Below are 26969 nucleotides of genomic sequence, written 5' to 3'. Positions count from 1 at the left end.
GCGGGCGACGGGGATCATACCGCGCATCGGCAGGCAGGCCAGCCTGCCGCCTGGGCGCCCCGCCGCCCGCCGCCCGCGCCCCCCCCTCCCCCGGACCCGGAACCCGTGCCCGGAACCCGGACCCGGCAACCGGAACCCGGGCCCGGCGGCAGGCTCAGCGCGCGGCGTCCAGGATCTCCATCACGTCCGCGGGGCCCGCGATGGGGCGCGGGTTGGTCCGCCCCCAGATGTCGTCCATCGTGTATTCGGCGATCTGCCCGAAGCGGTCCTCGCCCACCCCCACGGCCGAGAGCGAGCGCGGCATCCCCAGCCCGGCGATGAACCGGTCCACGCTTTCCCCCGCCGGGCGGTCCGGGGCGCCGAAGGCCGCGCGGATCGCCGCCTGGCGCCCGGCGTTGGCCGCCTCGTTCCAGGCCAGCACGAAGGGCGACATCACGCAGGAGGTATGCCCGTGCGGCACGTCGCACAGCCCCCCCAGCACGTGGCCGATGGCATGGCTCGCCCCCATCGGCACCCCGGCGATGATCGGCAGCATCGACTGCCACACCCCCATCTGGCATTTCAGCCGCGCCTCCAGGTCCCCCGGGTCCGCCTTCACCCGCGGCAGCCCCTCGATCAGCAGCGCCAGCGCGCTGCTCGCCAGCCCGTCGCAGTAATCGTTGGACTGGAAGCTCTGCAGCGTCTCGATGGCGTGGTCGAGCGCCCGCACCCCCGTCGACAGCCACAGCCATTCGGGCGTGTGCCGGGTCAGCGCCGGGTCGAGGATGATCGACACCGGGGCCATCATCCGCTCCTGGTAGCCCTGCTTGGCCTTCGTCTCCGGGTCCGTCGCGCCCGAAAGCGGGTTGAACTCGCCCCCCGACAGGGTGGTGGGCACGCAGATCGTGCGGATGTCCTGCGGGGCGAATTGCGGCAGCACCATCGCCCCGGTCTCGTCCACCGTGATGTGGTAATCGCCCATCGCCGCCGCGTCGCGCACGTCGTGCCTGAGCATCACCGGCACGATCTTGGCGACGTCGGTGACCGAGCCGCCGCCGATCGAGACGACCAGGTCCGCCCCCGCCGCCCGCGCCGCATCCGCCGCGGCGATCACGTCGGTGCGCGGCCCGTGCGGGGCGACCCCGGTGAAGGTCCCCGCGTGGCGGGCCCCCAGCGCGGCCTCGACCTGCGCGATCTCGTCCGTCCCCTCGGCCAGCGAGCGGCTGGCGACCAGGAACACCCGGGACGCGCCGAGGCGCTCGGCCTCGGCCGCGAGGGCGGGGGCGACGCGTTCGCCGAACACCACCCGTTCGGTGGAGGTGAGCGTGACGGCCCCGGTCTGAAGCGTGGACATGGCGGATCCTCCCATGGATCTTTTCGTTGCGGTTTTCATGATTTTCGTGGTCGCGGCGCCGCGCCCGCCCCTCCCGGACCGGCGCGGCGACGACAGGGGGGCGGGCCTCAGCCGGCGGCGCCGAACCGCTCGCCCTTCACCTTCAGGCCGGCGCCCTCGCGGTCCCAGGCGTCGGGGGTCGCCCCCTCGGCCCGCAGCTCGTGCTTCAGCACCTTGTTGCTCGGCGTCTTGGGCAGCTCGGGCAGCACGCGGATGTAGCGGGGGACCATGAAATAGGCCATCCGGTCGACCAGGAAGCGCAGCAGCGCCTCGGGGTCGATCTTCGCGCCCGCGACCGGGGCGACGCAGACCAGCACGTCGTCCTCGGAATGCTCGGACGGCACCGCCACGGCCGCCGCCTCGGAGACGTCGGGATGGGCCAGCACCTCGGATTCCACCTCGAACGAGGAGATGTTCTCGCCCCGCCGCCGGATCGAATCCTTCATCCGGTCGGTGAAGAAGAAATTCCCCTCCGCGTCGCGGATGAAGGCGTCGCCGGTGTGGAACCAGCCGTTGCGCCAGGCCTTCGCCGTCGCCTCGGGGTTCTTGTAATAGCCCGAGTTCATCGCCCAGGGCCGGTCGGTGCGCACGATCATCTCGCCCATCACCCCGACCGGGACCTCGCAGTCGTTCTCGTCCACCAGCCGCACCTCGACCCCGTCCCGCGGCTTGCCGCAGGCGCCGCGCACCGACGGGTTCGCCTCGGACACGATGGGGGTGGAGACCTCGGTCATGTTGAAGATCGTGCGCACGTCGACGCCGAACCGGGTCGCGAAGCTTTCCGCATCCGCCGGAAGCGGCACCATCAGCGCCAGCCGCAGCGGGCTGTCGGCGTCGTCCGCGCGCGCCGGGCGCTTCTCGAGGAAGCTCGCCATCACCCCGAGCAGGAACGCCACCGTAGCCCCGGTGCGCCGCACGCTGTCCCAGTAGGTCGCGGTGTCGAACCGGTCGACCACCGCGATCGAGGCGCCGCGGGCCAGCATGCAGAACATCGGCCCCATGCCGCCGATATGGAACATCGGCGCGTTGATCATGTAGCGGTCGTCCTCGGTCACGAAGGGCCAGCTTTCGGGCCCCGCGTTGGAGAACAGGTGCAGGTAGGAGGTCAGCACCCCCTTGGACGGCCCCGTGGTCCCCGAGGTGTAGATGATCGCCATCGGGTCCCAGGGCTGGATAGCCCGCGCCGGGGCCGCCAGCACCCCGCTCTCGGGCAGCATCACGTCGTCGTAATGCACCGCCGGCAGGCAGTCCGCCTCGGCCCGCGGGCCGGTGACGATCAGCGCCTCGATGGCGGCGAGGTCGCGCCCCTCCAGCCGCGGGACCAGCGCCCCGTCGACGATCGCGAGCCGCGCGTCCGACACCGCCAGCACGTGCTCCAGCAACCCGCCCTTGTAGGCGGTGTTGATCGGCACGTAGACCGCCCCGAGGTAATTGAGCGCGAAGAAGATGCGGATCTGCGCGCGGCTGTTGGGCATCCAGACCAGCACGTGGTCGCCCTGCCCCACGCCCCGCCGCTGCAGGCCGAGCGCGGTCTGCACCACCAGTTCCCGGAACCGGGCGTAGGTCCATTCCTCGCCGTCGTCGTCGAACACGGCGAAGACCTTCTCGGGGCGCTCGCGCGCCCAGCGGTCGACCAGGGCGCGCGTCACCACGCGGTCATGCGGCGGAATGCGCGGGTCGGCGATCTCGGGCGCCTGCGGCGCGGGTTCCACGTCGATCATGTGTTTTCCTCCCAGGATGTCTCGGTGCGCAGGCGGCCCGGGGCGTCTCCTCCCGCCCCGCGCCGCCGCGCGCTCAGCCTTGCGCGGCCCCGCCCGCGGCCCCGCCGCCGATCACGTAGTCGGCCAGGTCCGCGCTGCGGGTCATGCGCCAGAAATCGTCGTGCCGCCACGGCGTGATCGCCACCACGCGGCCCTTGCTGTTGCGGTACCAGTTGTCCATGCCCGGATGGGTCCAGACCATCGCCGCGTGGGCCGCGTCCACCTTCGCGTTGTAGGCGTCGTGGACCTCCCGGCGCACCTCCACCGTGCGGGCGCCCGCGGCGAAGGTCTTCTGCAGCAGGTCCAGGATGTAGTGCACCTGGCTCTCCACCGGGGTGATCACGCTGCCCCCGTGCCCGAGGCCGATATTCGGCCCCAGCAGGGTGAACAGGTTGGGAAATCCGGGGACCGCGGTCCCGAGATAGGCGCGCGCGTCATCCCCGTCCCAGGTCTCGGACAGCGCCGCGCCCCCTTCGCCGCGGACTTCCATCGAGGACAGCAGCTCCGTCGCGTGGAACCCGGTCCCCAGGATCAGCACGTCCACCTCGTGGCGCGACCCGTCGGCGCCGACCAGCACGTTCCCCTCGACCCGCTCCAGCCGCTGGTCGACCAGGGTCACGTCCTCGCGCGCCACGGTCCGGTACCAGCCGTTGTCGAGCAGCATCCGCTTGCCGAAGGGCGGGAAATCCGGGGTCACCTTGTCGAACAGGTCCTGCCGGTCGCCCAGCTCGGCCCGGATGTAGCGGATGAAGGCGGCGCGGTGCGAGTCGTTGGTCGCGTTGATCGCGCGGCCCGCGTCCTCCCAGTCCGGGTCGCGCTGAAGCGAGGCATGGACCCGGTCGTTGAAGGTCCAGGCCAGCCGCTGGCGGTACCATTTCTGGTAGAGCGGGACCTCGGCGATCAGCCAGCGGATCTCCTCCGGCACCGGTTCGCGGAATTTCGGGAACGGCGCCGCCCATTGCTTCGAGCGCGCGAAGACCGTCAGGTGCGCGACCTCCTCGGCGATGGCGGGCACGATCTGCATCGCGCTGGCGCCGTTGCCGACGATGCCGACGCGCTTGCCCTTCAGGTCGATCCCCTCGGGCCACTCGGCGGTGTGGAAGCACGGGCCGGGAAAGCCGTCCAGCCCCGGGATCGGCGGCACCTTGGGGATGGTCAGCACCCCGACGGCCGAGAACAGCGCGTCCGCCTCCTGCACCGCCGCGCCCTCCGGGCCGCGCGTCGTGATGCGCCAGCGCCCGGCGGCCGCGTCCCACTCCGCGCGCTCCACCCTGGTGTGGAACCGGGTGTGGGCGCCGAGGCCGAAATCGGCGGCGACCTTGCGGAAATAGGCGTGCAGGTCGCCCTGCAGCGCGAAGTAATGCGACCAGTCGTATTGCGCGAAGGAGAAGGAGTAGAGGTGGTTCGGCGTGTCCACCCCGGCGCCGGGATAGGTGTTCTCGCGCCAGGTGCCGCCGAAATCGCCCGCCGCCTCCAGGATCTCGAACGGGATCCCCGCCGCCTGCAGGTGGATCGCGGCGCAGATGCCGGACATGCCCGCGCCGACGATCGCCACCTTGAACCCCTCGGGCTGGCCAAGGGTCCGCGGGCGCAGGGTGCGGTCCGAGATCTCCTGCGCGACGATCTCGCCGTACTCGGCCCCGATCGGCTCGGCCATAGACGCGGACAGCATCCGCGCCAGCGCCTCGGGCGCGGGCGTCGCCGGGTCCGCGCCCCCCGCCCGCCAGTCCTTGATGGCGGCGGCGGCGGCGGCGCGGATCTCGGCCTGCCGGGCCTCGGGCAGGCCGCCCGAATCATTGTCGTCCAGCCCCCTGCCCCGGCGCGGGGCGTATTCGCCCTCGAGCCAGCCCATGTCCCCCGTCAGGTGCACCAGGACAAGCTGCAGCGTGGGGACATTGGCGATGGCGACGGCGTCCGCGAGCCGCGAGTCCCAGGTGGCCGCCGGATGTGCCGATTCCGCCAAACTCATGAAATTCCTCCCAGTTCCATCGCAGGGCTTGCGCCTGCCGCACATAACCTGCGCCTTGTCGTTGACATAAGTCAATAAGATAAGTCATCTGTTTTATACGCGACGCGGCGGGAGGCCGCGCGCCGCGGCCCGCCCGAAAATCCCGTGACGCGCCCCCGGCGCAGCCCGGGCGACGCCGCAGAACGCCGTGACTTCAGCCCCCGCGCCTGGCTGTTCCAAGGCGCCCCAACCGGGAGGAAAACAAATGACTTACATCCGCTCCGCCGCCCCCGCCGCCGCCATCGCCGCGGCCCTCGCCGCCGCCGCCGCCGCGCCCGCCGATGCGCGGCAGCTCAACTTCGCCATCGGCCACCCGCCGGTCTCCTTCCTCGTGCAGGGCGCGCAGATGGCCGCCGACCGCTTCGCCGGGGAGACCGGCGGCGACATGTCCATCAAGGTCTTCCCGCTCTCGCTGCTGTCGATGGCCGAGACCCCGGGCGGGCTGCGCGACGGGCTGGCGGACGTGGGCACCGTCATGACCCCCTATTTCCCCAACGCCTTCCCGCACACCAACCTGGTGGTCGAAAGCTCGATGCTGCTCGAGACCCTGGGCGACGACATCCCCAACCAGGGCGTCGCCTTCACCGCCGCGGTGACCGAGTTCCTGTTCACCGCCTGCCCCGAGTGCAACGCCGAGTTCGCGGCCGAGAACCAGGTCTTCACCGGCGGCGCCGGCACGCCGCCCTACGTGCTCAACTGCACCAGCCAGGTCACGACGATGGAGGAGCTCTCGGGCGCCCGCCTGCGCATCGGCGGCGCCAACTGGGCCCGCTGGTCCGAGGCCGTCGGCGCCGTCCCCGTCACCATGTCCGGCAACGAGATGCTCGAGGCGCTGAACCAGGGCGTGCTCGACTGCATCATCCTCTCCACCCCCGACATCTACAACTTCGGCATGGGCGGCGCCGTCGCCCACATCACCAAGGGCGCGCCCGGCGGGGCCTATTTCGCCTCCGTCTCCAACGTCAATCGCGATACCTGGACGGACATGACCGCCGACCAGCGCCGCGCCTTCCTCAAGGCCATGGCCTATGGCAACGCCTGGACCGCGCATCGCTACCAGGCCGCCGAGGCCGAGGTGGAGGCGGCCGCGCAGGCGAAGGGCGTCGAGATCCACCAGGCCGACGCCGGGGTCCGCGCGGCGACCGCCGAATTCATCGCCGCCGACATCGACGCCATGGTCGCCGATTTCGCCGAGGCCTACGGCGTGTCCCGCGGCGACGAGATGCTCGCCGCCTTCCGCGGGATGCTGGCGAAATGGGTCGAGGCGACCGCCGGGATCGACGACCCCGAGGCGCTCGGCGACCTGTTCTGGTCCGAGATCTACGCCAAGGTCGACCCCGAGACCCACGGCCTGCGCTGAGCCGCCCGCCGGGCGGGGCGGCGCGGGGCCTGCCTGCCCCCCGCCGCCCCGCGCCGCGTCCCGCTCCCCCCCGCGCGCGCGCCCCGGCCCCGGCCCCGGCGCGCGCCCCCCCTGCCCCGGAGGCGACCATGACCTTCCTGCACCGCGCGCTCGGCCGCGCCGCGGCCCTGACCTCGATCCTCGCCGGGCTCGCCGTCGCCGCGATGATGCTGCACGTCACCCTCGACGTCGCCGCGCGCCACCTGTTCGGCGCCCCCCTGCCCGGCACCCTGACCCTGGTCAGCCATTACTACATGGTCATCGCCGCCTTCGTGCCGCTGGCGCTGGCCGAACATCGCGGCGCGCATATCAGCGTCGAGGTGTTCACCGACCGGCTGCCGGCCCGCGCCCGCCGCCACCTGGCGGGGGCGATGACGATCCCCGCGACGGCGATCATGACCCTCTTCACCCTGCGCAGCTGGGAAGCCGCGATGCGCGCCTTCGACACCGGCGCGGCGCAGGTGCACGGGAGCGGCTCGATCCCCACCTGGCCCGCCTATTTCGCGCTGCCCCTCGGGGGGGCGCTCACCGCCGGGCTGCTGGCGCTGCGCTGCGCGGCCTGGCTGACCGGCGCCGACCGCGACGCCCCCGTCCCGCGGGCCGACCGCGCCGACCGCTCCGACCGCTCCGACGACACGGGAGACCGCGCATGACCGGCGTCGAGCTCGGCTTCGCCATCCTCGGGCTGCTGCTGGCGCTGATCGCGCTGCGCCTGCCCATCGGCATCTCGCTGATCGCCGCCTCGTTCCTCGGGCTGTGGCAGCTGATGGGCTGGACCGCGGCCTGGGGCGCGCTCGGCCTGATCCCCTACAAGTTCTCGGCCAACTGGGTGCTCTCCTCGGTGCCGATGTTCCTGCTGCTGGGCTATGTCAGCTACCACATGCGCCTGACCGAGGGGCTGTTCCGCGCCGCCCGCGCCTGGCTCTCGGCCCTGCCCGGGGGGCTGGCGGTGGCCGCCGTGCTCGGCTCGGCCGGGTTCGCCGCCGTCTCCGGCTCCTCCGTCGCCTGCTCGGCCACCATGGGCCGGATCGCGGTCCCCGAGATGATCCGCGCGCGCTACCACCCCGAGCTCGCCACCGGAACCGTCGCCGTCGCGGGCACCATCGGCGCGCTGATCCCGCCCTCGGTGATCATGATCCTCTACGGCATCGTCGCGCAGGTGCCGGTCACGGACCTGTTCCTGGGCGGCATCGCCGCGGGGCTGCTCACGGCCGTCGGCTACATCGCCGTGATCATGTTGCGCGTGCGCCTGAACCCCGCCCTCGCGCCCGATCCGGGCGACCGGGCCGACCGGGCCGAGCGGATGGCCGCCCTGCGCGACACCTGGCCGGTGATCCTGATCATGCTCGGCATCTTCGGCGGCCTCTTCGGCGGGGTCTTCACCCCGACCGAGGCGGGGGCCGTGGGCGCGTCCCTCGCCTGCCTCGTCGCCGTGCTGAAGGGCGAATTCAGCTGGCCGCGGTTCCGCGACGCGATCCAGGAGACGGTGCTGACCACCGGCGCGCTGATCGTGATCGGCGTGGGGGCGAGCCTGCTGACCCGCTTCCTCGCCCTCTCGGGCGCCGGGGACCACCTGTCGACCTCGATCCTCGAGATCGGCGCCTCGCCGCTCGCCATCATCATCGGCGTCGCGCTGGTCTACCTGCTGCTGGGCATGTTCCTCGAACCCGTCGGCGCGATGCTGCTGACCCTGCCGATCCTGCTCCCCGTCGTCGACGGCGCGGGGTTCGGGCTGCTGTGGTTCGGCATCATCGTCACCAAGCTGCTCGAGATCGGGATGATCACGCCGCCCGTCGGCATGAACGTCTTCGTCATCAAGGGCGTGGTCGGATCGCTCGTCTCCACCGGCGCGATCTTCCGCGGCGTGCTGTGGTTCCTGGTCATGGACCTCGTGATCCTCGCGGCCCTGATCGCCTTTCCCGGGCTGGTGACGTATCTTCCGCGGGCCTTCGGATGAGGGCGCGTAACGGACGGAGCGGCAGGCACATGGCGGAACGGGCGCGCAGCCAGGCGGATCACCCCTCGGCGCAGCGGATCAAGGACGCGGCGCTGCGGCTGTTCTCGGCCCGCGGGATCGAGGGCGTGACCGTGCGCCAGATCGTGGCCGAGGCGGGGGCGAAGAACAACGCCTCGCTGCACTATTACTTCGGCTCGAAGGAGGCGCTGGTCGAGGAGCTGATCCTCGACTGCGCCTGGCTGAGCGACAGCGAGCGGGTCCGCCGCCTCGACGCCGAGGAGGCGGCGGGCGGGCTGAACGCGGTCGAGGACGTGCTGCGGCTGATCATCGAGACCGAGCTGCGCCCCCGCGCGGCGGGGGAGCGGGGCGCGGCGGGGGCCAGCTCGGGGCACATGCGCTTCGTGATGGGCCTGCAGATCAACCACCGCCAGATGTTCATGCAGGCGCTGGCGGGGCGGCCCAGCTCGGGCTACCTGCGCTGCATCGGCCATATCGCGCGGCTGCTGCCGGACGTGCCGACGGCGGTGCTGAACCAGCGGCTGATCTTCATGGACCTGCTGGTCGGCTCCGCCCTCGCCGCGCGCGAGGCGGCGTTCGAACAGGACCCGACCGGCGGCAAGCTCTGGGGCGCGCCCGACGCGGTCGACAACCTCGTGGCCTCGGCCGCCGCGCTGCTGCGGGGCTGACCCGGCGGGCGCCCCGGGCGCTTGCCGCGCCCCACGCGCCCCACGCGCCGCCCGCGCCCCGGACCTCCCCCGCGCTGCCCGGCCCAGACCGCGGCCAGCACCACCGCCGCGCCCAGCCCCTGCACCGGGCTCAGCGCCTCGCCCAGCACCGCCCAGCCCAGGATCACCGCCACCGCCGGGCTCATCATCCCCAGCATCGCCGCCGCCCCCGGCTCCAGCCGCGCCAGCCCGCGGAACCACAGCGCGTAGCTCGCCGCCGCCCCGGCCAGCCCCAGCCACAGCAAGCCCGCCAGCGCCGCGCCGTCCGGCGCCGGGAAGGCCGGCTCGAAGACCAGCGCCGCCGGGGCCAGCATCAGCCCCCCCGCCGTCAACTGCCAGCCGGTGAAGGCCAGCGCCGGGACCGGGGGCGCCCAGCGGCGGCTCAGCACCGTGCCCGCCGCCATCGACGCCGCGCCCCCCAGCCCCGCCGCCACCCCGACCGGGTCGAGCCGCGCCGCGGGGCCGAGCGCCACCAGCGCGACGCCCAGCACCCCGGCCGCCGCCGCCGCCGCCGCCCCGGCCCGGATCGGGGTCCCGAGCCAGAGCCGCGCCAGCCCCAGCACGATCATCGCCTGCACCGCCCCCAGCACCGCCGCCACGCCCCCCGGCAGCCGGTAGGCGGCGACGAAGAGCAGCGCCCAGAACAGCGCGAAATTCAGCCCCCCGAGGACCGCCGCCCGCCCCAGCCAGGCCCGCGGCGGCAGGCTGCGGGTGACGGCCAGCAGCAGCAGCCCCGCGGGCAGCGCCCGCAGCGCCGCGACGCCGATCGGGTGGCCCGCGGGCAGCGCCTCGGTGGTCACGAGATAGGTGCTGCCCCACACCGCGGGGGCGAGGGCGGTCAGAAGGATGTCGGTGACGCGCGCCATCGGGCGGCCCTCCGTGCTGCGGGCTTCACCAGCCCGGGAAATGGGGAATGCGCGGGGCGCAGGGGCCCGGAAAGCAGGACCAGGGCGCGCAGGGCCAGGGATCGAGGCCGATGTCCCGCGCCAGGTGCGGCGCAAGGCGGCCCGGGTCCGGGCGACGGGCGAAGCGGGGGCGCCCGCCGCGGGCCCTCCCCGGCGCCGCGCCCGTCCCCCGCCCCAGCGCCAGCCGCAGCCGCAGCCGCGCCCGCAGGACCCGAAGCAGGACCCGACGCAGCCCGGCGCGCAGCGCGCCGCCTGCGTCGGCGGCGGCGCGAGGGCGGGCGCCGCCGCCGCCCGCCCCCCGCGGCGCCGGGCAGGCCGCGCCGCTCATGCCGCTTCTCCCGCCGGTTCCGCGGCGTCTTCTCCCGCCGCCTGCGCAGCCACGGCCGCCGCCGCGGGCGCGCCTTCGCCCGCCTCCAGCGCCGCGCCCGCCCGCAGCCGCGCCGCGATCCGCGCCACATGCGCGCCCTGGAACCGTGCGCCCGCCAGGTCGACCTCTCCGGGGCTGCGCGACCCGTCCGCCCCGGCGATGGTCCCCGCCCCGTAAGGCGCCCCGCCGATGATCCCGTCCCCGGACATCTGCCCGGCGAAGCCATAGGGCAGCCCCACCACCAGCATCCCGAAATGCTGCATCGGGACCTGCGCGCCCAGCAGCGTCGCCTCGTGCCCGCCATGCTGCGAGCCGGTCGAGGCGAAGACCGCCCCCACCTTCCCCTCCAGCGCCCCGCGCGCCCAGAGGCCCCCGCACTGGTCGAGGAACCCCTTCACCTGCGCCGCCATCATCCCGAACCGCGTCGGCGTCCCGAGGATGATCGCGTCATAGGCCTCGAGCTCGGCGGGCGACGCCACCGGCGCGTCGTCCTCGACATATCCCGCCGCGGCGCGGACCTCTTCGGGGACCGTCTCGGGGACGCGCCGGACATCGACCGTCACGCCGGGCACGCTGCGCGCGCCCGCCGCCTCGGCCGCGGCCAGGGCGCGGACATGGCCGTAACTGGAATAATAAAGAACGAGCACGCGGGTCATCGGATCCTCCTGGGTCATGCTTGCGATGACCGGAAGATCGGGGATCGGGGCGGGCGGAATAACCGGCCCGCGCTGAGATCACTCTTTACCCGCGCTCACGAATGGCCCCCCGCCCGCAACGCCCCCCGCAGATGCTCGAGGAACGCCGCCCCCCGCGCATCCATCCCGACGCGCGAGGCGCTGAGCGCGTAGATCCCCGGCGGCGGCAGCTCCCATCCCGGCAGCACCCGCACCAGTTCCCCCGACGCCTCGGCCGGGTCCGAGACGAAATCGGGCAGCGTCCCGATCCCCTGCCCCGCGATCAGCAGGTCCCGCAGCGCCAGGCTGCTGCCCACCTGCACCGGCGGGTCGAGCGCGACCGTGACCGGCCCCCCCTCCCCCTCCAGCGTCCAGGACGCCAGGTGATCGGCCATCAGGAAGCCGATGATCCGGTGGCCCGCAAGGTCCCCGGGGCGTTCGGGCGTCCCGGCCCGCGCCAGGTAGTCGGGGGACGCGAAGACTCGCTGCCGCACCGTGCCGATCCGCCGGACCCGCAGCGCCGAATCCGGCATCGCCGGGCGGATGCGGATCGAGAGGTCGAAGCCCCCCTCGACCATGTCCACCACCCGGTCGTCGAGCGACAGCGTCAGCTCCAGCCCCGGATGCGCCTCCAGCAGCGCCGGCAGCGCCGGGGCGATCACCACCTGCCCGAAGGAAACCGGCGCATTCACCCGCAGCCGCCCGCGCACCGCCCCCGCGCCGTCGCGGATCCGCGCCTCGGCCGCGGCCACGGCGTCGAGGATCCCCTGCGCCTCCTCGTAATAAACCCGCCCCGCCTCGGTCAGCGCCATCGACCGGGTGGTGCGGGTCAGAAGGCTGGTCCCGAGCCCCTCCTCCAGCAGCTTCACCTCGCGGCTCAGCAGCGCGGGCGAGACGCCGAGATCCTCGGCCGCGCGCGCGAAGCTGCCCCGCTCGACGATGCGGCGGAAGGCATGCATGACCGAGAGCTTGTCCATGGGCGCGGCTTTCCTGCGGGGAGGGGGCGGCGGGCGGGCCGAGCGGGGCGGGGGCGGGCGGAGCGGGGCGGGGGCGGGCGCCGAAAAGGGCTGCGGGCTGCGGGAGGCCGCAGCTTGCCACATCACGCGCCCCGCTTCGCCCCCTCCGCCGCGGCGATGGACAGGAAGCCCGCCAGGTGCGGCGCTCCCTCCTCGCCCGTGCGCATCCCGACATGGACGCTCTTCGCGATCCCCCCGTCCCCGACCCGGAGCGGGACCAGCGACCGCCCCGTCTCGTCCTCCTTCAGCAGCCAGTCCGGCACGGCGGAGATCCCCCGCCCCGCGGCCACCATCTGCAGCATCACCTCGGTCGTCTCCACCGTCCGGTGCGCCCGGGGCGCGATCCCGGCGGGCAGCAGCAGCCGGGTGAAGATGTCGAGCCGATCCACCGCCACCGGGTAGGTGATCAGCACCTCCCCGGCGAAATCCTCCGCCCCGATCCGCCCCGCGCCCGCCAGCGGGTGATCCGGGGCGACCGCGATCACCAGCTCATAGTCGAAGACCGGCGTGAACCGCGCCTCGGGGATCTGCGCCGGGTCGGGGGTGATCATCACGTCGATCTCGTGCGTCAGCAGCGCGTCGAGCGCGCCGAAGCGGAAGGCCACGCCCATGTCGAACTCCACCTCCGGCCAGGCCCGCAGGTAAGGCCCCGTGACCCGCGCCAGCCATTTCTCGCAGGGGTGGCACTCCATCCCCACCCGCAGCCGCCCGCGCCGCCCGGCGGCGAAATCCGCCAGCGCCCGCTCCGCCGCCTCGATCTGCGGCAAGACCCGGCGCGCGACTCCCAGCAGGTGCTCGCCCGCCGGGGTCAGCCGCAGCCCCCTGCCCTCCCGCTCCCACAACGCCACGCCGTGCCGCGCCTCGAGCTTGCGCATCAGGTGGCTCACCGCCGGCTGGGTGACGTTCAGCGCGGCGGCGGCGGCGGTCAGCGATCCGCGGCGGTCCAGTTCGCGCAGGATGGCGAGGTGCTGGCGGTCGAGCATGTATGAGCCTTACTTATCGGTCCATGAGATCATAGCATTTTCGCTCATGCACGCGCCCGGGTAAACCTCCCTTCGCACCGAAGATGAGGGCTTGAGAGATGATCACCGCCGCGACGACCTGGTTTGGAACCGAAGAGACCAACGACCTCCCCTCCGCGGCGATGGCCCCCGCCGAGCTGCCCCTGGCGCCCGGCCTCGCCCGCGCCCTCCCGCGCGCCCGCCCGGCGCTGATCGGCCCCGGCCCGGCGCTGGCCGAGGCGCTGGAGACGGGGGAGGCGCTGGACGCCCCCCGCCTCGCCGATCTCCTCGCTCCCTGGACCGCGCATCTCGCGGCCCTGGCCGAGACGGGCGCCGCGCAGGTGCAGATCCACGAGCCGCTGCTCGGGACCGGCCTGTCCAAACCCCTCGCCGACGCGCTGAAACCCGCCTATGCGGCGCTGGCCGCGGCCGGGCCCGCCATCCTCCTCTCGGGCGCCGAGGGCGCGCCGGGCCCCGACCTCTGGACCGCGCTGTCGCTGCCGGTCGCGGGGCTGCATCTCGACCTGGTGACCGAACCCGGCCAGCTGCGCGACGCGCTCGATTCCGGGGTCGACATGATCTTCTCGCTCGGGCTGATCGACGGCCAGGCCGAGGACCGCGCCGACCTCGCCGCCGCCGCCCGCTGGGCCCGCGTCGCCATGCGCCGCCACGGCGCGGCGCGGATCGAGGTGACCAACGCCCGCCCCCTGCGCGCCGCGACCGAGGACCCGGAGCGTCCCTGGATCGCCTGCCGCGCGAAGAAGGAGGAGGAGATCGCCCTCGCCGCCCTCATCGCCGCCGAGGGCGAGGCCGCCTGGCAGGCCGCCCTGGCCGAGAACGCCTGCGCCCGGGCCCTGCGCGACCACGCCGCCCTGCCCCGCCTTGCGGGCGCCGCGGCGGCGCGGGTCTGACCGGCCCCGCCCGGCCCGCATTGCACGACAGGAAGGGGCGGCCCCGGGCGGGCCGCCCCTTGCCTTGCGTAATGTTATAACATTACAAACCCGGCGAGCTTTCTCCAGCAAGGACGCCGCCATGCCTGCCCGCGCCCCCGCCCCGGTCTGCGCACCTGCCCCAGCACCTGCACCCGCACCTGCCCCGGGACCAGCCCCGGGACCAGCCCTGGGGCGGGCCTCGGCCCCCGGCCCCGCGCGATCCCGCCTGCGCAATCTCGGCGACGGCCCCCGGCCGCGCCGCCGCCGGGGCGACCCGATGGCCGCCTATGACGCCGCGCCCCCGGCCCTGCGCGCCTGGATGCGCGCCGCCGTGCTGCCCTGGTCCCCCGTCTCGTGCCTGCGGATCTGGCGCCGGGCGCGCGCGGCCGGCGAGTCCCCCGAAACCGCCCTCGCCCGCCTCGACCGGGCCGAGCGCGCCACGCTCCGCCGCGCCGCAACCTCTTGAAAAACCTTCAAACCCATTGAAAACAATGTTCCAAACAAAACAGTATGCATACATACCTTTTTTATTGACCATGCGACAATGCGCATGCATAGGATGCTGCCGACCTCAATCGCCCCCAGCGGCGACGCTTCTTGGGAGGAGCACATGACCAAACTGTCCCGTATGCTCGGCGCGACCGCCATCCTCGCCCTCTCCGCCGGCGCCGCCGCGGCGCAGGAGGTGACGCTGCTCATGCACCACTTCCTGCCCCCCGTCGCCAACGCCCACAAGGTGATGCTGCAGCCCTGGGCCGACCGCATCGCCGAGCAGTCCGACGGCCGCATCGCCATCGAGATCGCCCCCGCCATGGCCATGGGCGGCAAACCCGGCGAGCTTTACGGCCAGGTGCGCGACGGCGCCGCCGACATCGTCTGGACCCTGCTCGGCTACACCCCCGGCGTGTTCCCGCGCACCGAGGTGTTCGAACTGCCGCTGGTCCATGCCGGCTCCGCCACCGACACCACCGTCGCGCTCAACGCCTCGCTCGACCTGCTGGCCGAGGATTTCTCGGACGTGAAGGTGCTGTTCCTGCACACCCATGACGGCAACCTTATCCATTCCGGGACCAAGCCCGTGCGGACCTTCGAGGACGCCGCCGGCCTCAAGCTGCGCACCCCCGGCCGCACCGGCGCGTGGGTGATCGAGGCGATGGGCGCCGAGCCGGTCGGCCTGCCCGTCCCCGCCCTCCCCGAGGCGATGTCCAAGGGCGTCGTCGACGGCGCGCTGACCACCTATGAAATCGTGCCCGCGCTGAAGCTGCAGGAGCTCGACAAATACGTGACCGAGCTGCCGGGCGGCGACCGCTTCGGCGCCGCCGTGTTCATGCTCGCCATGAACAAGGACGTCTACGAGGGGCTGCCCGACGACCTCAAGGCCGTGATCGACGCCAATGCCGGCGTCAACGTCTCGGCCGAGATCGGCGCCATGTGGGAAGGCTTCGAGGACAGCGGCGTCAACGCGCTCTCGGCCGCCGGGGTCGAGACCATCATCCTGCCCGAGGAAGAGGCCGCCAAGTTCAACGCCGCGAACGAGGCCGTCGTCCAGCGCTGGATCGACGAAGTGACCGCCAAGGGCATCGACGGCGCCGGGCTGGTCGAAAAGGCCCGCGCCGCGATCGCCGCCGCCGCCGCGGCGCGTTGATCCGCCCCCCGCGCTGATCGAACCAGCGCGCCGACGATCCGCGCGGGGGCCTTCGGGCCCCCGCGCCCGTTCCCGATGCATGCAACCCCGGAGGGAAAGGTGAGGGCCATCCTGTGGCGCGCCGCCGACCTGTTCGCGCTTCTCGGCGGCGCCATCCTGTTCGTGATCGTCGCCGTGACGACGACCAATACCAGCGCCTTCATCCTCGACCGCGTCGCGGGGATGTTCGGCGCCGACGTCGCCGGCCTGCCCGGCTACGAGGACTTCGTCCAGCTCGCCATCTCCGGCGCCGCGCTGATGTTCTTCCCCTTCTGCCAGGCCAATCGCGGCCACGTGTCGGTGGAGCTGTTCATGGACCGCCTGCCGCGCATCGTGCAGACCGCGTTCGACCGGCTCTGGCTGCTCGCCACCTGCGGCATCGCCCTGTTCCTCGCCTGGTGGATGGTCGAGGGGATGCTCGAGACCCGCGCCGACGACGCCGTCACCGCGGTGCTCGGCTGGCCCGTCTGGCCCTTCTACATCCCCGGCATCGCCGCCATGGCCCTCTGGGGCGCCGTCGCGCTGGCGCAGATCTTCGGAGAGGTCCGCTCCCATGCCTGATCCCATAACCATCGGCGTGCTCGGCCTCGCCATCCTGTTCGGCCTGCTGATCCTGCGCATGCCCGTCGGCATCGCCATGATCCTGGTCGGCATCGGCGGCACCTACGCGCTGTCCGAGGCCGTGCGCTTCGTGCGCTTCGTGCCCTACATCAAGCAGTTCAAGACGCTCTTGTGGGAGAACGTGGCCAATTACGACCTCTCGGTCGTGCCGCTCTTCGTCCTGATGGGCTATATCGCGGCCGAGGCGCGGCTCTCCTCGGACCTGTTCAAGGGGCTCGAGGCGCTGCTCTCGCGCCTGCGCGGCGGCGTCGCCATGGCCGCCGTCGCGGCCTGCGGCGGCTTCGGCGCGGTCTGCGGATCGTCGCTGGCCACCGCCGCCACCATGGGCAAGGTGGCCCTGCCCGAGCTGCGGGCCCTCGGCTACGCCCCCCGCCTCGCCGCCGGCGCGCTCGCCGCGGGCGGCACGCTCGGCATCCTCATCCCGCCCTCCGTCGCGCTGGTGATCTACGCGATCATCGTCGAGGGCTCGATCCTCAAGATGTTCCAGGCCGCGGTGCTGCCGGGGCTGATGGCGGTGCTCGGCTTCATCGCCGTCATCGCCCTCCAGGTCCGCATCAACCCCTCCCTCGCGCCCGAGCCGCGCCCGATGGAGCCGGAGGCCCGCCGCGTCGCCATCCGCCGCCTGCTGCCCGTCATCGGCATCTTCGGCGCCATCATCCTCGGCCTCGGCTTCGGCCTCTTCACCCCGACCCCGGCGGCCTCCATCGGCGTGTTCGTGATCGCGGTCTACGGCTTCATCCTCAAGGCCCGCACGGGCGAGGGGCTGGGCTGGGACGGCCTGCTGCGCGCCCTCCGGGCCACCGCCACCACCGCGGGCATGATCTATCTCATCCTGTTCGGCGCCGAGGTCCTCAAGGGCTTCTTCACCCGCACCGGCCTGCCCCAGGCGCTCTCGGACTGGGCGCTCTCCAGCGGCCTCGACCCGATGCTGGTGCTGGTCATCATGCTCATCGCCTTCGTCATCCTCGGCTGCTTCATGGAGAGCCTGGCGATGATCCTCGTGGTCGTCCCCTTCTTCTGGCCCACCCTGATCGCGCTCAACGGCGGCGATTACGTCACCGCCGACACCGCCGCCTTCGGCCTCGACAACGAGGACCTGAAGATCTGGTTCGGCATCCTCGCGCTGATCGTGGTCGAGCTCGGCCTCATCACGCCGCCGGTGGGGCTGAACGTGTTCATCATCTCCTCGCTGGCGAGCGACACGAAGATGTCGACGGTCTTCCGCGGGGTGATGCCCTTCCTCGGGGCCGAGGTGGTGCGCGTCGGGGTGCTGCTCGCCCTGCCCGGGCTGACGCTGATCGTCCCGCGGCTGATCGGGGGCTAGGGCCCCTCGCAGCGGCAAGACAAAAGGGCGCGCGCCGGGACCCGGCGCGCGCCCTTCTTCATTCCGGCCTTCGCCTCAGCCCCGGCGGCGCAGCCCCGCCAGCGCGCCGATGCCGCCCAGCAGCAGCAGCCCCGCGGCCGGAACCGGCACGTCCGACACGGCCATCTCGAAGGTGATGTTGTCCACGATCTCGGTCAGCGCGATCACGTTGCGCGACGCGTCGCCATAGTAGAACACCGCGCTGTCGAACACGCCCGAGATCGAGATGCCCTGGTTCATCACGTCGTCGCGGTTCATCACCACCGAGCTCGCCGCCACCTCGGAGCCGCCCGAATAGCCGATCAGCCACGCGAGGTCCCCCGCCGACGAACAGCACGAATCGTCATTGCCGAAATCGAGCGACAGCGACGCCGCGAAGCCGGTGAAGCTCATCAGCAGCTGCGACAGGTCGCTGTCCCCGTGAACGCCCAGCGACTGCCCGTCCCCCTGCACGCCATAGTTCGAGACGCTCAGGTTGGCGCCGACCGAGTCGGTGAAGCTCAGCAGCGCGCTGTCGACCGAGGAGAAGCCGTTGGCCTTGCCCCCGCCCACGTCGGATTCGAAGTCGAGGGTGATGGCCCCCGCCGCGGCGGGAAGCGCGAGGGCGAAGGCGGCCGCGAGCAGCGCGGGCTTGAACATCGGCATGGTGAAGTCCCCAGATGGTTTCATTACGATACCGTGAACGCTACGTGAAGACGCCTCCGCGATCAACGACGCCGCTCACCCGACATGCGCCAGCAGCAGCGAGCTTTCGCTGTTCGCCACGCCCTTGATCTCCCGGATCTCGCGCAGCGCCCGGTCGAAGCTCACCAGGCTGTCGCAGCGGATCTCCACCACCAGGTCCCAGGCCCCGTTGGTGGACCACAGCGTGTAGACCTCGGGCAGCTTGCGCAAGGCCCGGACCACGGCGCGGGACATGCTGCCCTGCAGCTCGATCATGGTGATCGCGCGCACCTCGCCCTCTACATCCGTGTCGGTCTCGATGGTGAAGCGCCGGATGCGCCCGGCCTCCACCAAGGCCTCCAGCCGCGTCGCCGCGGTGGTGCGCGACACCCCCACCACGCCCGCAAGCTCGGTCACCGACATCCGCGCATCCCCGCGCAGCGCCGCGATGATCGCCCGGTCGGTCTCGTCCAGCACTGCCATTGGTCAAATCACCTGTAGCCTTGCGCAATCCGCGCAATATTCCCTGCGGACTGCGCAAATCACCCCGCGGAATCGCCAATCCCCGCCGCTATCCTGCCTGCAACACGGCCCAAGGGCCATCCCGAAACGCCAGATTTGCAGGAGGCGCGCCATGCCCCGCTCCCTCTCCATCCTCGGCGCCCCGATCGAGACGGGCGCCTCCCAGCCCGGCTGCCTGATGGGCCCCGCCGCCCTGCGCACCGCCGGGATCGTCCCGGCCCTGCGCGGGCTCGGGCACGCCGTCGCCGATCTCGGCGACCTCTCCATCCCGCCGCAGGAGCCCCTGCCCCACGCCAACGCCGCCATCCACCACCTCGCGGAAACCCGCGCCTGGATCGAGACCCTCCAGCACGCCGCCCATGACGCCGCCACGCGCTTCGAGCTGCCGATCTTCCTCGGCGGCGATCACTCCATGTCCGCCGGCACCGTGCCGGGCGTGGCCCGCCGCGCGGCGGAGCTTGGCCGCCCGCTCTTCGTCCTGTGGCTCGACGCCCACCCGGACCTGCACACCCTCGGGACCACCACCTCGGGCAATCTGCACGGCTGCCCGGTCGCCTATTTCACCGGCCGCGCGGGGCTCGAGGCCTTCCCGCCCCTCCCCGCCGCCGTCGACCCGGCCAATGTCTGCATGATGGGCATCCGCTCCGTCGATCCGGCGGAAGAGGCGCTGATCGAGGAGATCGGCCTCACCGTCCACGACATGCGCGCCATCGACGAACGCGGCGTGCATGCCCCGCTCTCCGAATTCCTCGCCCGGGTCGAGGCCGCGAACGGGCTGCTCCACGTCTCCCTCGACGTCGACTTCCTCGACCCCGCCATCGCCCCCGCCGTGGGCACCACCGTCCCCGGCGGCGCCACCTTCCGCGAGGCGCACCTGATCATGGAGACGCTGCATGACAGCGGCCTCGTCTCCTCGCTCGACCTCGTGGAGCTGAACCCGTTCCTCGACCACCGCGGGGCCACCGCCTCGCTGCTCTGCGACCTCGCGGCCTCCCTCATGGGCCGCCGCGTGCTCGACCGCCTCACCCGCCGATCCGCCTGAATCCGGGCCGCCTGAATCCGGGCCGCCTGACCCCAGACCGCCTGAAACCAAGGAGACCAGAGATGCACCGCCCCGACCCCTCCGCCCTCGCCTATGTCCCCTTCGTGTCGGTCGACGCGATGATGCGCCTCGTGGCGCAGGTGGGACCGGAACAGTTCATGGCCGAGCTCGCCGGTTTCATCGAGGATGACTTCCGCCGCTGGCCCGAATTCGACAAGACCCCGCGCATCGCCTCCCATTCGCAGGACGGCGTGATCGAGCTGATGCCCACCGCGGATGCCGAAAGCTACGGGTTCAAATACGTCAACGGCCACCCGAAGAACACGAAGGACGGCTTCCAGACCGTCACCGCCTTCGGCGTCCTCTCCTCGGTCGCCACCGGCTACCCGGCGCTGCTGACCGAGATGACCCTGCTGACCGCGCTGCGCACCGCCGCGACCTCGGCCCTTGTCGGCAAGTATCTCGCGCCCAAGGACGCCTCGGTCATGGCGCTGATCGGCAATGGCGCGCAGTGCGAATTCCAGGCCCTCGCCTTCCGCGCGCTCTGCGGAATCAACACCTTGCGCCTCTACGACATCGACCCGAAGGCGACCGAGAAGGCCATGCGCAACCTCTCCGCCCGCGGCTTCGACGTCACCGCCTGCGACAGCGCGCAGGCGGCGGTCGAGGGCGCCCATGTCATCACCACCTGCACCGCCGACAAGAAGAACGCGACGATCCTGACCGACAACATGGTCGGCGCCGGGGTCCACATCAACGCCATCGGCGGCGACTGCCCGGGCAAGACGGAACTCCACCCCGACATCGTCCGCCGCGCCGACATGTTCGTGGAATACCCCGAGCAGACCCGGGTGGAGGGAGAGCTGCAGCAGATGCCGCTCGACCACCCCTATACCGAGCTGTGGAAGGTCATGCGCGGCGAGGCGACGGGCCGCCGGGACGCGCGCCAGATCACCCTCTTCGACAGCGTCGGCTTCGCGATCGAGGATTTCAGCGCCCTGCGCTACGTGAAGGCCAAGATCGAGGCCTACCGCGTGGCCCAGCCCCTCGACATGCTCGCCGATCCCGACGATCCGCGCGACCTGTTCGGGATGCTCGAACGCTCCATGGCCCCCGCGGCGGCGTAAGGGGCGGCCTCAGCCCCCCGCCCGGGGGGCCAGGCCCAGCCAGGCCCCGCCGCCGCGCGCCGGTCCAAGGCGGGGCCCGCCGAGTTGACAGCTGTCAACTTCCCTGCCCCGCCTTCCACTTCGCGTGCAGCGCCGGAAGCTCGGCCAGCAGCCAGTCCTCGAACCCCGCCCCGGCCTCCAGCGCCAGCGACAGCCGCCCCCCCTGCCCCGCCCGCCTGGCCACCGCCAGCGGCGCGCCGTCCTCGGCCCGGATCTCCAGCGCCTCGGGGCGCGGCGCGGCGGGTTTCGCCGCGGCGGCCTTGCGCTTCAGATGCGCCAGCAGCGCGTCGAACCGGCCCGCCGGGTCGTCGCCCGCCACCGCCGGCACCAGGGCGGCGACGTCCTCGGGGTCGCGCCCCTCGATCAGCGCCGCAAGCTCCAGCCAGCGCGGACGGCCCACCCCGTGCGCCGCGCCGATGGCGCCGATCACCGGCGCGGGCACCTTCGCCGCCACCGCCAGCATCCGGCTGACCAGGGTCTTGTCGGCGGCCAGCGCGTCGCCGATGGCGGCGCGGTCATAGCCCGCCTCCTCCATCTGCCGGGCGAAATTCACCTTCTCGATGAAGCTCAGGTCCCGCCGCGCGGCGTTCTCCTGCCCCTGGGCCATGACCAGGGCCTCGTCGTCCAGCTCGCGCACCAGCGCCTTGACCTTGATCCCGAGGTCCCGCGCCGCCAGCACCCGGCGGCGGCCATAGACGATCTGCCATTCCCCGGGCGTCCCGGGATGCGGGCGCACCAGGACCGGCACCTGCTGGCCATGGGCGCGGATCGAGCGGCGCAGCTCGGCGTCGTCGGCCTGCACGTCCTCGAGCCGGTCCGACAGGCCCCCGGCGTGGATCGCGTTGGGGTCCAGTTCCACCACCGCGTTGGCCCGCATCGCGGCGACGGCCGAGGAGATCGCCCCGACCGCCCCCTTGCGCGCCGCCGGACGGCGGGCGGGCGCGGCGGGCGCGGCGCTCTCCCGCGCCTCCCGCCCGGCGGCGCGCGGCTTCGCCGTCGCCCCCGGCGCCGCGTCGATCTCCTCGGTCCGCGGCTGCGCCTTGCCCCCGGCCCCGGCCTTGGCCTTGCCCCCAGCCGTGGCCCCGGCCGTGCGCGCGGCGTCCGCGCCCTCGGTCTGCGTTCCCCCCGCCATCAGGTCGGCGAGCATGGATTTCCGGGTCTTCCTCGACATCTTCAGCGTCCCCATGCCTGCTGCACCAGCGCCTCGATCTCGCCGTTCACGGCGTCGAGGCTCTCGATCGCCCGCTCGTAGGTCGAGCGGGTGAAGTTGCTTTTCTCCACCTCGTAGAGGGTCTGCTTGGTGATGCCCGCATCCGAGATGGCCGTGGACTTGAGCACCTCGTTGGCCAGCACGTGGTCGCCGAACAGGGCGCGCATGAAGCCCACCATCTGGCTCTGCGGCCCGTCGCCGGGCTCGTAGCGGGTCACCACGTAGCGCAGCCAGTCATAGGACATGTCGCCCCCGGCCTGCGCCACCACGCCCAGCAGCTCCGAGGTCATCAGCAGGAACTGGCACATCGACATCATGTCGAGCATCTGCGGGTGGATCGTCACCAGCACCGCAGTGGCGGCGGACAGCGCCGACATGGTCAGGAAGCCCAGCTGCGGCGGGCAGTCGATGATCACCAGGTCGTAGCGGTCCTCGACCGCCGCCAGCGCCTCGCCGATCCGGGTGAAGAACGGCGCGTCCGGGGCCGTGCGCTGCGCCAGCACCCGCGGCGTGTCATGCTCGTATTCCATCAGGTCGAGATTGCCCGGCACGATGTCGAGCCCGGTGATGTAGGTCGGCCGGATGATGTCCGAGAGCGGGACCGGCTCGTCATAGCGGATCGCGTCATAGAGCGTGCCGCCATCGGCGAGGTCGAGCTCGGGCTGAACGCCATGGAGGGCCGAGAGCGAGGCCTGGGGGTCGAGGTCGATGGCCAGCACCCGGTAGCCGTCGAGGGCGCATTTCTGGGCCAGGTGCGCGGCGGTGGTGGTCTTGGCGCTGCCGCCCTTGAAGTTGATGACGGTGACGACCTGCAGGTGGTCGCCCGCGCGCCGCCCGGGGATGTACTGGCCGGGGGTCTTGGCGCGGGCCTCGAGCAGGCGGCGCAGGGCGGCGATGTCCTCGGTGGAATAGGAGCGCCGCCCGCCGGCGCCGGTCTCGGGCTCGGGGCCTTCGCCGCCGAGATGGAGCTTGCGCAGGTAGGCGTCGGTGACGCCGAGGAGCCGGGCCACCTCGCCCGAGGTGAAGCGGCGCATCTGTTTCTGCGCGTCTGGGGGGAAGAGCTGTTCGCGGTGGAGGGCCAGGCGCTCGGACAGCGCGCGGGCGTGCTCCGCGACGAGCTCGTCGATGCGGATCTGCTGCATGTGTGTCTGCCTCGGTTCGGCCGTTGCGGCCAATGGGGCGAGTTACGGTCGCCGCCGGTTTTATGGCGGCAAGCGTAACTCATGGACGGGCAGGGGGGAAGCCCAGCGTACGCCGGGGAGGGGGCGAGTTGACAGCTGTCAACTCGGCGGGTCCGGGCGAAGGGCGGCGCGCCGCGGCGGGCGGAGTTGACAGCTGTCAACTTTCCGGCGGCCCGGGGGGGGCGGCCGGAGCGGGGGAGTGAGTTGACAGCTGTCAACTTTTGCCCGCCGGGCGCCCCGGCGGCGGTTCCGTCGCAGGGCGGGGCGGGGAGGGCGCGGCGGTCAACGCGGCGGGCGGCGGCCCGGCTCAGCCGCGCGCGAAGCGGGCGGCGCCGGCGACGAAGGCGCGGGGGCCGCCATGGCTCGGGTCGAGCTGCACCAGCCAGGCGTCGCGATTGGCGGCGCGGAACGCCCCGGCCGCGGCGGCGTCGCCGGCAAGGAGCGCGGCGAGCGACAGGTCCGGGCGCAGACCGCCGTCGCAGGCCCGCGGGGCAGGGCCCCTGGCGGGGGCGTGGCAGGAGATGTCGTTGACGATCCAGCCGTCGCCGGGGCCCTCGACCCGGACCCGGCGCAGGTCGGAGAGCCGCAGCTGCGCCCGCTCGCCCCCCGGGCCCCGAAGTTCAAGCCGCGCGCCCGTCCCGTCGAGGTGCATCGCGGCGAGACGGGCGTCGTGGAGGCCGGGCAGGGCGATGGCGTCGCGCGCGTCGACCGGGACGGGGCAGGGCGCCGGGCGGTGCGCTTACGGCGCGCCGTTGCGCTCGTAATGCTCGGCGCAGAAGGAGAGGAAGGACTTGGTGGGATGCGCCGAGGAATAGCCGTTCTTGTGCATCCAGGCGCGCCATTTCTGCTCGAGCATGTAGACGTCCCAGCCGGGGGCGCGCTGGCGGGCGCCGTCATAGGCGTCCGGCTCCAGCCGCCCGGCATAGGTGTCGGCGGTCTTCGGCGTCGGGGCGAAATTGCGGTTGGTGACGTGGACGATCCCCTCGCGCATCTCGAAGCTGTACTGGGGGATGTGGTCGTGCGGCTCGTTGATGATGCGGGAGACGAGGCGCTTGAACTCCTTGTCCGAGGAGTTGGAGCCGATCTTGTATTTCAGCTTGGGCAGGCCGATCTTCCACGACTTCTGCGCGCCGCAATGCTTGCGCGCGATCTCGTAGAGGCGGCGCTCGATGGGTTTGCGCAGGCGGAAATAGTCGCGGTCGAGGGTGAGGACCTCGTAGTTGTTGATCGCCTCGAAGACCCAGTCCGAGAGCTCGACCTCGATCTCCTGCATCCGGCCGTCCTTGCGCTCGCGCACGATGCGCCAGCGGTCGATCAGGCCGAAGCCGTCGGTCACGTAGGTCTCGTTCTCGATCACGTTGGTGGTGATGCGGGTGCCGGCGAGGCGTTCGAAGGCGGCGACGAGGGCCTGGTAGCCCTTGCCCGACACGTCGCGATTGGTGGAGCGCATCAGGTCCACGGCGCGGAAGCGCACGGTGCGGGAGACCTTGGTCCCCTCGTCGAGGGCGCGCACGAGCTGGGAGATGCAGAAGATCAGGATGTCGCGGTCGAAGACGGTGGCGAGGCCTTTGACCGAGGGCGTCACCTCGACGAAATGCTCGCCCTGCTCATAGCGGCGCACATTGGTGTCCGGGCGCGTGGAGACGGAGAAGAGCGGGTGCTCCATCGAGGGCAGGTCGCCCTTGGGCGCCGCATCGAGGATGTCGCAGAGGAAGAAATCCCCCTTCGGCATCCGGTCCGGCAGGAGCGGATTGCGTTCTGGCCTGGTCATGCGCTGCTCGATTCGTGTCTTGTTTGATTAACGTGGTATCACACACCGGGCGTGTTTTCACCCACCTTACGGGATATCGCCCACCGCGGGGCGGCGGCGGGAGGGCGGCGGCCGCGGCCGGGGCGCGGGGCAGGGGACCCGACGTGGTTTCGCCCACCAAACGGGGTTTGACCCACCTTTCGGGGTTTCACCCACCACCCCCCGGCGGCGCAGCGCATTGATTTCATTGAAACCCCGCCGCGCGGGGCGGCGCGGGCGCCGGGGACGGGGCAGGGGGGCGCGCCACGTGGTTTCACCCACCGCGCGCCCCGGAACGCCGCCTGGAGGGGCGCCGAACGTGGTTTCACCCACCCTTCCGGGGCGCTCGCCCGCGCCGGGGGACTCGACCGCGGCGCCCGGGAGGGAGAAAATGGGGCGAAACCGACTCCCGGCGCCGCGATCCGCGCGCGCGAGGGGGCCGGGACCCGGCGCGGGCGGGCGGAAAGGGGGACATCGTGGTTCGACACACCCACGGGGTTCGACACACCGCGCGACGGGATACGACCCACCGGGCATTGGGGTTCGACACACCGGGGCTCCGGGCAAGCCCCTGAACGGGTTGAGGAAATCAGGCCGGGCGGCGGTCTTAACATTCTTTCTAACCATTTAAACTTTACCAGGGGAGGCGAAGCCTGTGGACAACCCGCGATCCCGGCGCGGGAAACGTGGTTTGACCCACCAAGGACAGAAAAGGGCTTTGGATGCAGGGGCTTCGCGATGCGAGGGACCTGGCGCGGTTGGACGGGGACACGCACTGAAAGGACTGGGAAAGGACGGGCGACTGTCGGGCGGTCCTCGCCGATCCCGGGCGCGTCGCGCGGTGCCGAGGGGCGGACAGGGGAAGACGCCCGCCGGGGCGCGGCCCGGCAGGCGGTTGGAACGGCGGCAAGGAGGCGGCGAAGGGGCGCGCGGAGGCGTGCGAAGCCCCCCGCGGCGTCCGCTCAGTCCGCCAGCACGGCGTCGGCGGCGCGGTCGGCGATCATCATCGTCGGCGCGTTGGTGTTGCCCGAGACCAGCGCGGGCATCACCGAGCAATCCGCCACCCGCAGCCCCTCTACCCCGTTGACCCGCAGCGACAGGTCCACCACCGCCCCCGGGTCCGGCCCCATCCGGCAGGTCCCCGCCGGGTGGAAGATGGTCCGCGCCTGCGCCCGGATCGCGTCGTCGAGCGTGTTGGACCCCGCGGCGGTGTTCACGCCGGGGCCGGGCCAGACCTCCTCGCCCACGATCTCGCGCAGGGCGGGCCGGGCGAAGATCTCCTGCGCCAGGCGCACGCCGCGGCGCAGGGCGTCGAGATCCTCGGTCCGGTCGAGCGCGTTGGCGATGAAGCGCGGCTGGTCGGCCGGATCGCGGAAGCGCAGGCCGAGCCGCCCGCGCGAGCGGGGGCGCATGGTCATCGGGTGCACCTGCATGGCGTGGAAGGGCAGGGGGGGGCGTGCCCGGGGCGCCCGGCGCGAAGGGGGCCATGTTGTACTGCACGTCGGGGCGCCCGGTCCCGGCGGTGTCGGCGCAGGCCCCGGCCTCGAGCAGGTTGGAGGTCAGCAGGCCCCGGCCGAACAGGACGTAGTCGATGCCGTGGCGCAGCGCCTTC

24 protein-coding genes and 1 pseudogene are annotated in these 26969 nt (G+C 72.4%); 11 read left to right on the top strand and 14 right to left on the bottom strand.

All coding sequences use genetic code 11. The features are described from left to right. Positions 1-154 precede the first annotated feature (154 nt). From ACQ5SO_RS11820 to ACQ5SO_RS11810, 3 genes are all read right to left on the bottom strand, one after another. Positions 155-1333 carry an iron-containing alcohol dehydrogenase gene (locus ACQ5SO_RS11820; protein WP_430941807.1) on the bottom strand — a complete coding sequence of 393 codons (1179 nt, stop codon included), beginning with the start codon at positions 1331-1333 and terminating at the stop codon, positions 155-157. 107 nt (positions 1334-1440) lie between these two features. Further along, positions 1441-3093 (bottom strand): AMP-binding protein, encoded by a 1653-nt coding sequence (locus ACQ5SO_RS11815; RefSeq protein ID WP_430941806.1) that lies wholly within the window; start codon positions 3091-3093, stop codon positions 1441-1443. A 73-nt stretch (positions 3094-3166) separates the two neighbouring features. Next, complete coding sequence (locus ACQ5SO_RS11810) at positions 3167-5101, bottom strand: flavin-containing monooxygenase (protein WP_430941805.1); 1935 nt, start codon at positions 5099-5101, stop codon at positions 3167-3169. Positions 5102-5345: 244 nt separating this feature from the next. Between ACQ5SO_RS11810 and ACQ5SO_RS11805 the strand changes: the two genes are divergently transcribed. The 4 genes from ACQ5SO_RS11805 to ACQ5SO_RS11790 all read left to right on the top strand — a co-directional run bounded on the left by ACQ5SO_RS11805 (position 5346) and on the right by ACQ5SO_RS11790 (position 9182). Further along, the gene (locus tag ACQ5SO_RS11805) at positions 5346-6500 is read left to right on the top strand and encodes a C4-dicarboxylate TRAP transporter substrate-binding protein (protein WP_430941804.1); all 1155 of its coding nucleotides are present in this window, start codon (positions 5346-5348) and stop codon (positions 6498-6500) included. A 128-nt stretch (positions 6501-6628) separates the two neighbouring features. Beyond that, on the top strand, positions 6629-7192 hold the full coding sequence (locus ACQ5SO_RS11800) for a TRAP transporter small permease (RefSeq protein WP_430941803.1): 564 nt from the start codon (positions 6629-6631) through the stop codon (positions 7190-7192). Next, positions 7189-8496 carry a TRAP transporter large permease gene (locus ACQ5SO_RS11795; protein ID WP_430941802.1) on the top strand — a complete coding sequence of 436 codons (1308 nt, stop codon included), beginning with the start codon at positions 7189-7191 and terminating at the stop codon, positions 8494-8496. Before ACQ5SO_RS11800 ends, ACQ5SO_RS11795 begins: the two co-directional genes overlap by 4 nt. Positions 8497-8525: 29 nt before the next feature. Further along, a complete protein-coding gene (locus tag ACQ5SO_RS11790; protein ID WP_430941801.1) occupies positions 8526-9182 on the top strand; it encodes a helix-turn-helix domain-containing protein in 657 nt (218 codons plus the stop codon). 59 nt (positions 9183-9241) lie between these two features. On the opposite strand, the pseudogene ACQ5SO_RS11785 reads toward ACQ5SO_RS11790, so the two are convergent. The 4 genes and pseudogenes from ACQ5SO_RS11785 to ACQ5SO_RS11770 all read right to left on the bottom strand — a co-directional run. Continuing rightward, positions 9242-10087 (bottom strand): annotated as a pseudogene (locus ACQ5SO_RS11785) (EamA family transporter); the annotation flags it as partial. A 363-nt stretch (positions 10088-10450) separates the two neighbouring features. Continuing rightward, positions 10451-11149 carry an NAD(P)H:quinone oxidoreductase gene (wrbA, locus tag ACQ5SO_RS11780; protein ID WP_430941800.1) on the bottom strand — a complete coding sequence of 233 codons (699 nt, stop codon included), beginning with the start codon at positions 11147-11149 and terminating at the stop codon, positions 10451-10453. A gap of 95 nt (positions 11150-11244) precedes the next feature. After that, positions 11245-12144, bottom strand: a complete 900-nt coding sequence (locus ACQ5SO_RS11775; protein WP_430941799.1) for a LysR substrate-binding domain-containing protein — start codon at positions 12142-12144, stop codon at positions 11245-11247. Between the two features lie 122 nt (positions 12145-12266). After that, complete coding sequence (locus ACQ5SO_RS11770) at positions 12267-13166, bottom strand: LysR family transcriptional regulator (protein WP_430941798.1); 900 nt, start codon at positions 13164-13166, stop codon at positions 12267-12269. A 98-nt stretch (positions 13167-13264) separates the two neighbouring features. On the opposite strand from ACQ5SO_RS11770, the gene ACQ5SO_RS11765 reads away from it, so the two are divergent. The 5 genes from ACQ5SO_RS11765 (at position 13265) to ACQ5SO_RS11745 (ending at position 17745) form a co-directional block, all read left to right on the top strand. Continuing rightward, complete coding sequence (locus tag ACQ5SO_RS11765) at positions 13265-14095, top strand: hypothetical protein (protein ID WP_430941797.1); 831 nt, start codon at positions 13265-13267, stop codon at positions 14093-14095. 121 nt (positions 14096-14216) lie between these two features. Then, positions 14217-14582: a DUF6525 family protein gene (locus ACQ5SO_RS11760; RefSeq protein WP_430941796.1), complete on the top strand. Its 366-nt coding sequence runs from the start codon at positions 14217-14219 to the stop codon at positions 14580-14582. A gap of 144 nt (positions 14583-14726) precedes the next feature. Next, on the top strand, positions 14727-15761 hold the full coding sequence (locus ACQ5SO_RS11755; RefSeq protein ID WP_430941795.1) for a TRAP transporter substrate-binding protein: 1035 nt from the start codon (positions 14727-14729) through the stop codon (positions 15759-15761). A gap of 99 nt (positions 15762-15860) precedes the next feature. Continuing rightward, positions 15861-16361 (top strand): TRAP transporter small permease, encoded by a 501-nt coding sequence (locus ACQ5SO_RS11750; RefSeq protein WP_430941794.1) that lies wholly within the window; start codon positions 15861-15863, stop codon positions 16359-16361. Further along, positions 16354-17745: a TRAP transporter large permease gene (locus tag ACQ5SO_RS11745; protein WP_430941793.1), complete on the top strand. Its 1392-nt coding sequence runs from the start codon at positions 16354-16356 to the stop codon at positions 17743-17745. Before ACQ5SO_RS11750 ends, ACQ5SO_RS11745 begins: the two co-directional genes overlap by 8 nt. Positions 17746-17820: 75 nt before the next feature. On the opposite strand, the gene ACQ5SO_RS11740 is transcribed toward ACQ5SO_RS11745, so the two are convergent. Further along, positions 17821-18453, bottom strand: coding sequence for a VPLPA-CTERM sorting domain-containing protein (locus ACQ5SO_RS11740; RefSeq protein WP_430941792.1), 633 nt, complete (start codon positions 18451-18453; stop codon positions 17821-17823). 51 nt (positions 18454-18504) lie between these two features. Then, a complete protein-coding gene (locus ACQ5SO_RS11735) occupies positions 18505-18930 on the bottom strand; it encodes an Lrp/AsnC family transcriptional regulator (RefSeq protein WP_430941791.1) in 426 nt (141 codons plus the stop codon). 151 nt (positions 18931-19081) lie between these two features. Between ACQ5SO_RS11735 and rocF the strand changes: the two genes are divergently transcribed. Both rocF and ACQ5SO_RS11725 read left to right on the top strand, forming a co-directional pair. Then, positions 19082-20011, top strand: a complete 930-nt coding sequence (gene rocF, locus ACQ5SO_RS11730; protein ID WP_430941790.1) for an arginase — start codon at positions 19082-19084, stop codon at positions 20009-20011. A 62-nt stretch (positions 20012-20073) separates the two neighbouring features. Then, positions 20074-21138 carry an ornithine cyclodeaminase gene (locus ACQ5SO_RS11725; RefSeq protein WP_430941789.1) on the top strand — a complete coding sequence of 355 codons (1065 nt, stop codon included), beginning with the start codon at positions 20074-20076 and terminating at the stop codon, positions 21136-21138. A gap of 94 nt (positions 21139-21232) precedes the next feature. Here the strand turns inward: ACQ5SO_RS11725 and repB are convergent, their stop codons facing one another. The 5 genes from repB to ACQ5SO_RS11700 form a co-directional block, all read right to left on the bottom strand. Then, complete coding sequence (gene repB, locus ACQ5SO_RS11720; RefSeq protein ID WP_430941788.1) at positions 21233-22348, bottom strand: plasmid partitioning protein RepB; 1116 nt, start codon at positions 22346-22348, stop codon at positions 21233-21235. A 2-nt stretch (positions 22349-22350) separates the two neighbouring features. Then, positions 22351-23529: a plasmid partitioning protein RepA gene (gene repA / locus ACQ5SO_RS11715; protein ID WP_430941787.1), complete on the bottom strand. Its 1179-nt coding sequence runs from the start codon at positions 23527-23529 to the stop codon at positions 22351-22353. Positions 23530-23875: 346 nt separating this feature from the next. Beyond that, the gene (locus ACQ5SO_RS11710) at positions 23876-24220 is read right to left on the bottom strand and encodes a hypothetical protein (protein WP_430941786.1); all 345 of its coding nucleotides are present in this window, start codon (positions 24218-24220) and stop codon (positions 23876-23878) included. A gap of 87 nt (positions 24221-24307) precedes the next feature. Next, complete coding sequence (locus ACQ5SO_RS11705; protein WP_430941785.1) at positions 24308-25339, bottom strand: replication initiator protein A; 1032 nt, start codon at positions 25337-25339, stop codon at positions 24308-24310. Positions 25340-26319: 980 nt separating this feature from the next. Further along, a complete protein-coding gene (locus tag ACQ5SO_RS11700) occupies positions 26320-26775 on the bottom strand; it encodes a GMC oxidoreductase (RefSeq protein WP_430941784.1) in 456 nt (151 codons plus the stop codon). Positions 26776-26969: the final 194 nt, after the last annotated feature.

Source organism: Rhodovulum sp. DZ06 (assembly GCF_050586345.1).
Lineage (GTDB): Bacteria > Pseudomonadota > Alphaproteobacteria > Rhodobacterales > Rhodobacteraceae > JBOCEF01.
Note: the sequence above shows the minus strand (reverse complement) of the source record. Positions and strands in the feature narration are given on the sequence as shown.

What these genes read in the sequence shown, in the direction of transcription:
- ACQ5SO_RS11705 (WP_430941785.1), bottom strand. Translation starts at nt 25,339, where the DNA reads ATGACCAGGCCAGAACGCAATCCGCTCCTGCCGGACCGGATGCCGAAG.
- ACQ5SO_RS11790 (WP_430941801.1), top strand. Translation starts at nt 8,526, where the DNA reads ATGGCGGAACGGGCGCGCAGCCAGGCGGATCACCCCTCGGCGCAGCGG.
- ACQ5SO_RS11805 (WP_430941804.1), top strand. Translation starts at nt 5,346, where the DNA reads ATGACTTACATCCGCTCCGCCGCCCCCGCCGCCGCCATCGCCGCGGCC.
- ACQ5SO_RS11795 (WP_430941802.1), top strand. Translation starts at nt 7,189, where the DNA reads ATGACCGGCGTCGAGCTCGGCTTCGCCATCCTCGGGCTGCTGCTGGCG.
- ACQ5SO_RS11810 (WP_430941805.1), bottom strand. Translation starts at nt 5,101, where the DNA reads ATGAGTTTGGCGGAATCGGCACATCCGGCGGCCACCTGGGACTCGCGG.
- ACQ5SO_RS11740 (WP_430941792.1), bottom strand. Translation starts at nt 18,453, where the DNA reads ATGAAACCATCTGGGGACTTCACCATGCCGATGTTCAAGCCCGCGCTG.
- ACQ5SO_RS11755 (WP_430941795.1), top strand. Translation starts at nt 14,727, where the DNA reads ATGACCAAACTGTCCCGTATGCTCGGCGCGACCGCCATCCTCGCCCTC.
- ACQ5SO_RS11725 (WP_430941789.1), top strand. Translation starts at nt 20,074, where the DNA reads ATGCACCGCCCCGACCCCTCCGCCCTCGCCTATGTCCCCTTCGTGTCG.
- ACQ5SO_RS11710 (WP_430941786.1), bottom strand. Translation starts at nt 24,220, where the DNA reads ATGCACCTCGACGGGACGGGCGCGCGGCTTGAACTTCGGGGCCCGGGG.
- repA (WP_430941787.1), bottom strand. Translation starts at nt 23,529, where the DNA reads ATGCAGCAGATCCGCATCGACGAGCTCGTCGCGGAGCACGCCCGCGCG.
- rocF (WP_430941790.1), top strand. Translation starts at nt 19,082, where the DNA reads ATGCCCCGCTCCCTCTCCATCCTCGGCGCCCCGATCGAGACGGGCGCC.
- ACQ5SO_RS11820 (WP_430941807.1), bottom strand. Translation starts at nt 1,333, where the DNA reads ATGTCCACGCTTCAGACCGGGGCCGTCACGCTCACCTCCACCGAACGG.
- ACQ5SO_RS11735 (WP_430941791.1), bottom strand. Translation starts at nt 18,930, where the DNA reads ATGGCAGTGCTGGACGAGACCGACCGGGCGATCATCGCGGCGCTGCGC.
- ACQ5SO_RS11815 (WP_430941806.1), bottom strand. Translation starts at nt 3,093, where the DNA reads ATGATCGACGTGGAACCCGCGCCGCAGGCGCCCGAGATCGCCGACCCG.
- ACQ5SO_RS11800 (WP_430941803.1), top strand. Translation starts at nt 6,629, where the DNA reads ATGACCTTCCTGCACCGCGCGCTCGGCCGCGCCGCGGCCCTGACCTCG.
- ACQ5SO_RS11775 (WP_430941799.1), bottom strand. Translation starts at nt 12,144, where the DNA reads ATGGACAAGCTCTCGGTCATGCATGCCTTCCGCCGCATCGTCGAGCGG.
- wrbA (WP_430941800.1), bottom strand. Translation starts at nt 11,149, where the DNA reads ATGACCCGCGTGCTCGTTCTTTATTATTCCAGTTACGGCCATGTCCGC.
- ACQ5SO_RS11760 (WP_430941796.1), top strand. Translation starts at nt 14,217, where the DNA reads ATGCCTGCCCGCGCCCCCGCCCCGGTCTGCGCACCTGCCCCAGCACCT.
- repB (WP_430941788.1), bottom strand. Translation starts at nt 22,348, where the DNA reads ATGTCGAGGAAGACCCGGAAATCCATGCTCGCCGACCTGATGGCGGGG.
- ACQ5SO_RS11700 (WP_430941784.1), bottom strand. Translation starts at nt 26,775, where the DNA reads ATGACCATGCGCCCCCGCTCGCGCGGGCGGCTCGGCCTGCGCTTCCGC.
- ACQ5SO_RS11745 (WP_430941793.1), top strand. Translation starts at nt 16,354, where the DNA reads ATGCCTGATCCCATAACCATCGGCGTGCTCGGCCTCGCCATCCTGTTC.
- ACQ5SO_RS11770 (WP_430941798.1), bottom strand. Translation starts at nt 13,166, where the DNA reads ATGCTCGACCGCCAGCACCTCGCCATCCTGCGCGAACTGGACCGCCGC.
- ACQ5SO_RS11765 (WP_430941797.1), top strand. Translation starts at nt 13,265, where the DNA reads ATGATCACCGCCGCGACGACCTGGTTTGGAACCGAAGAGACCAACGAC.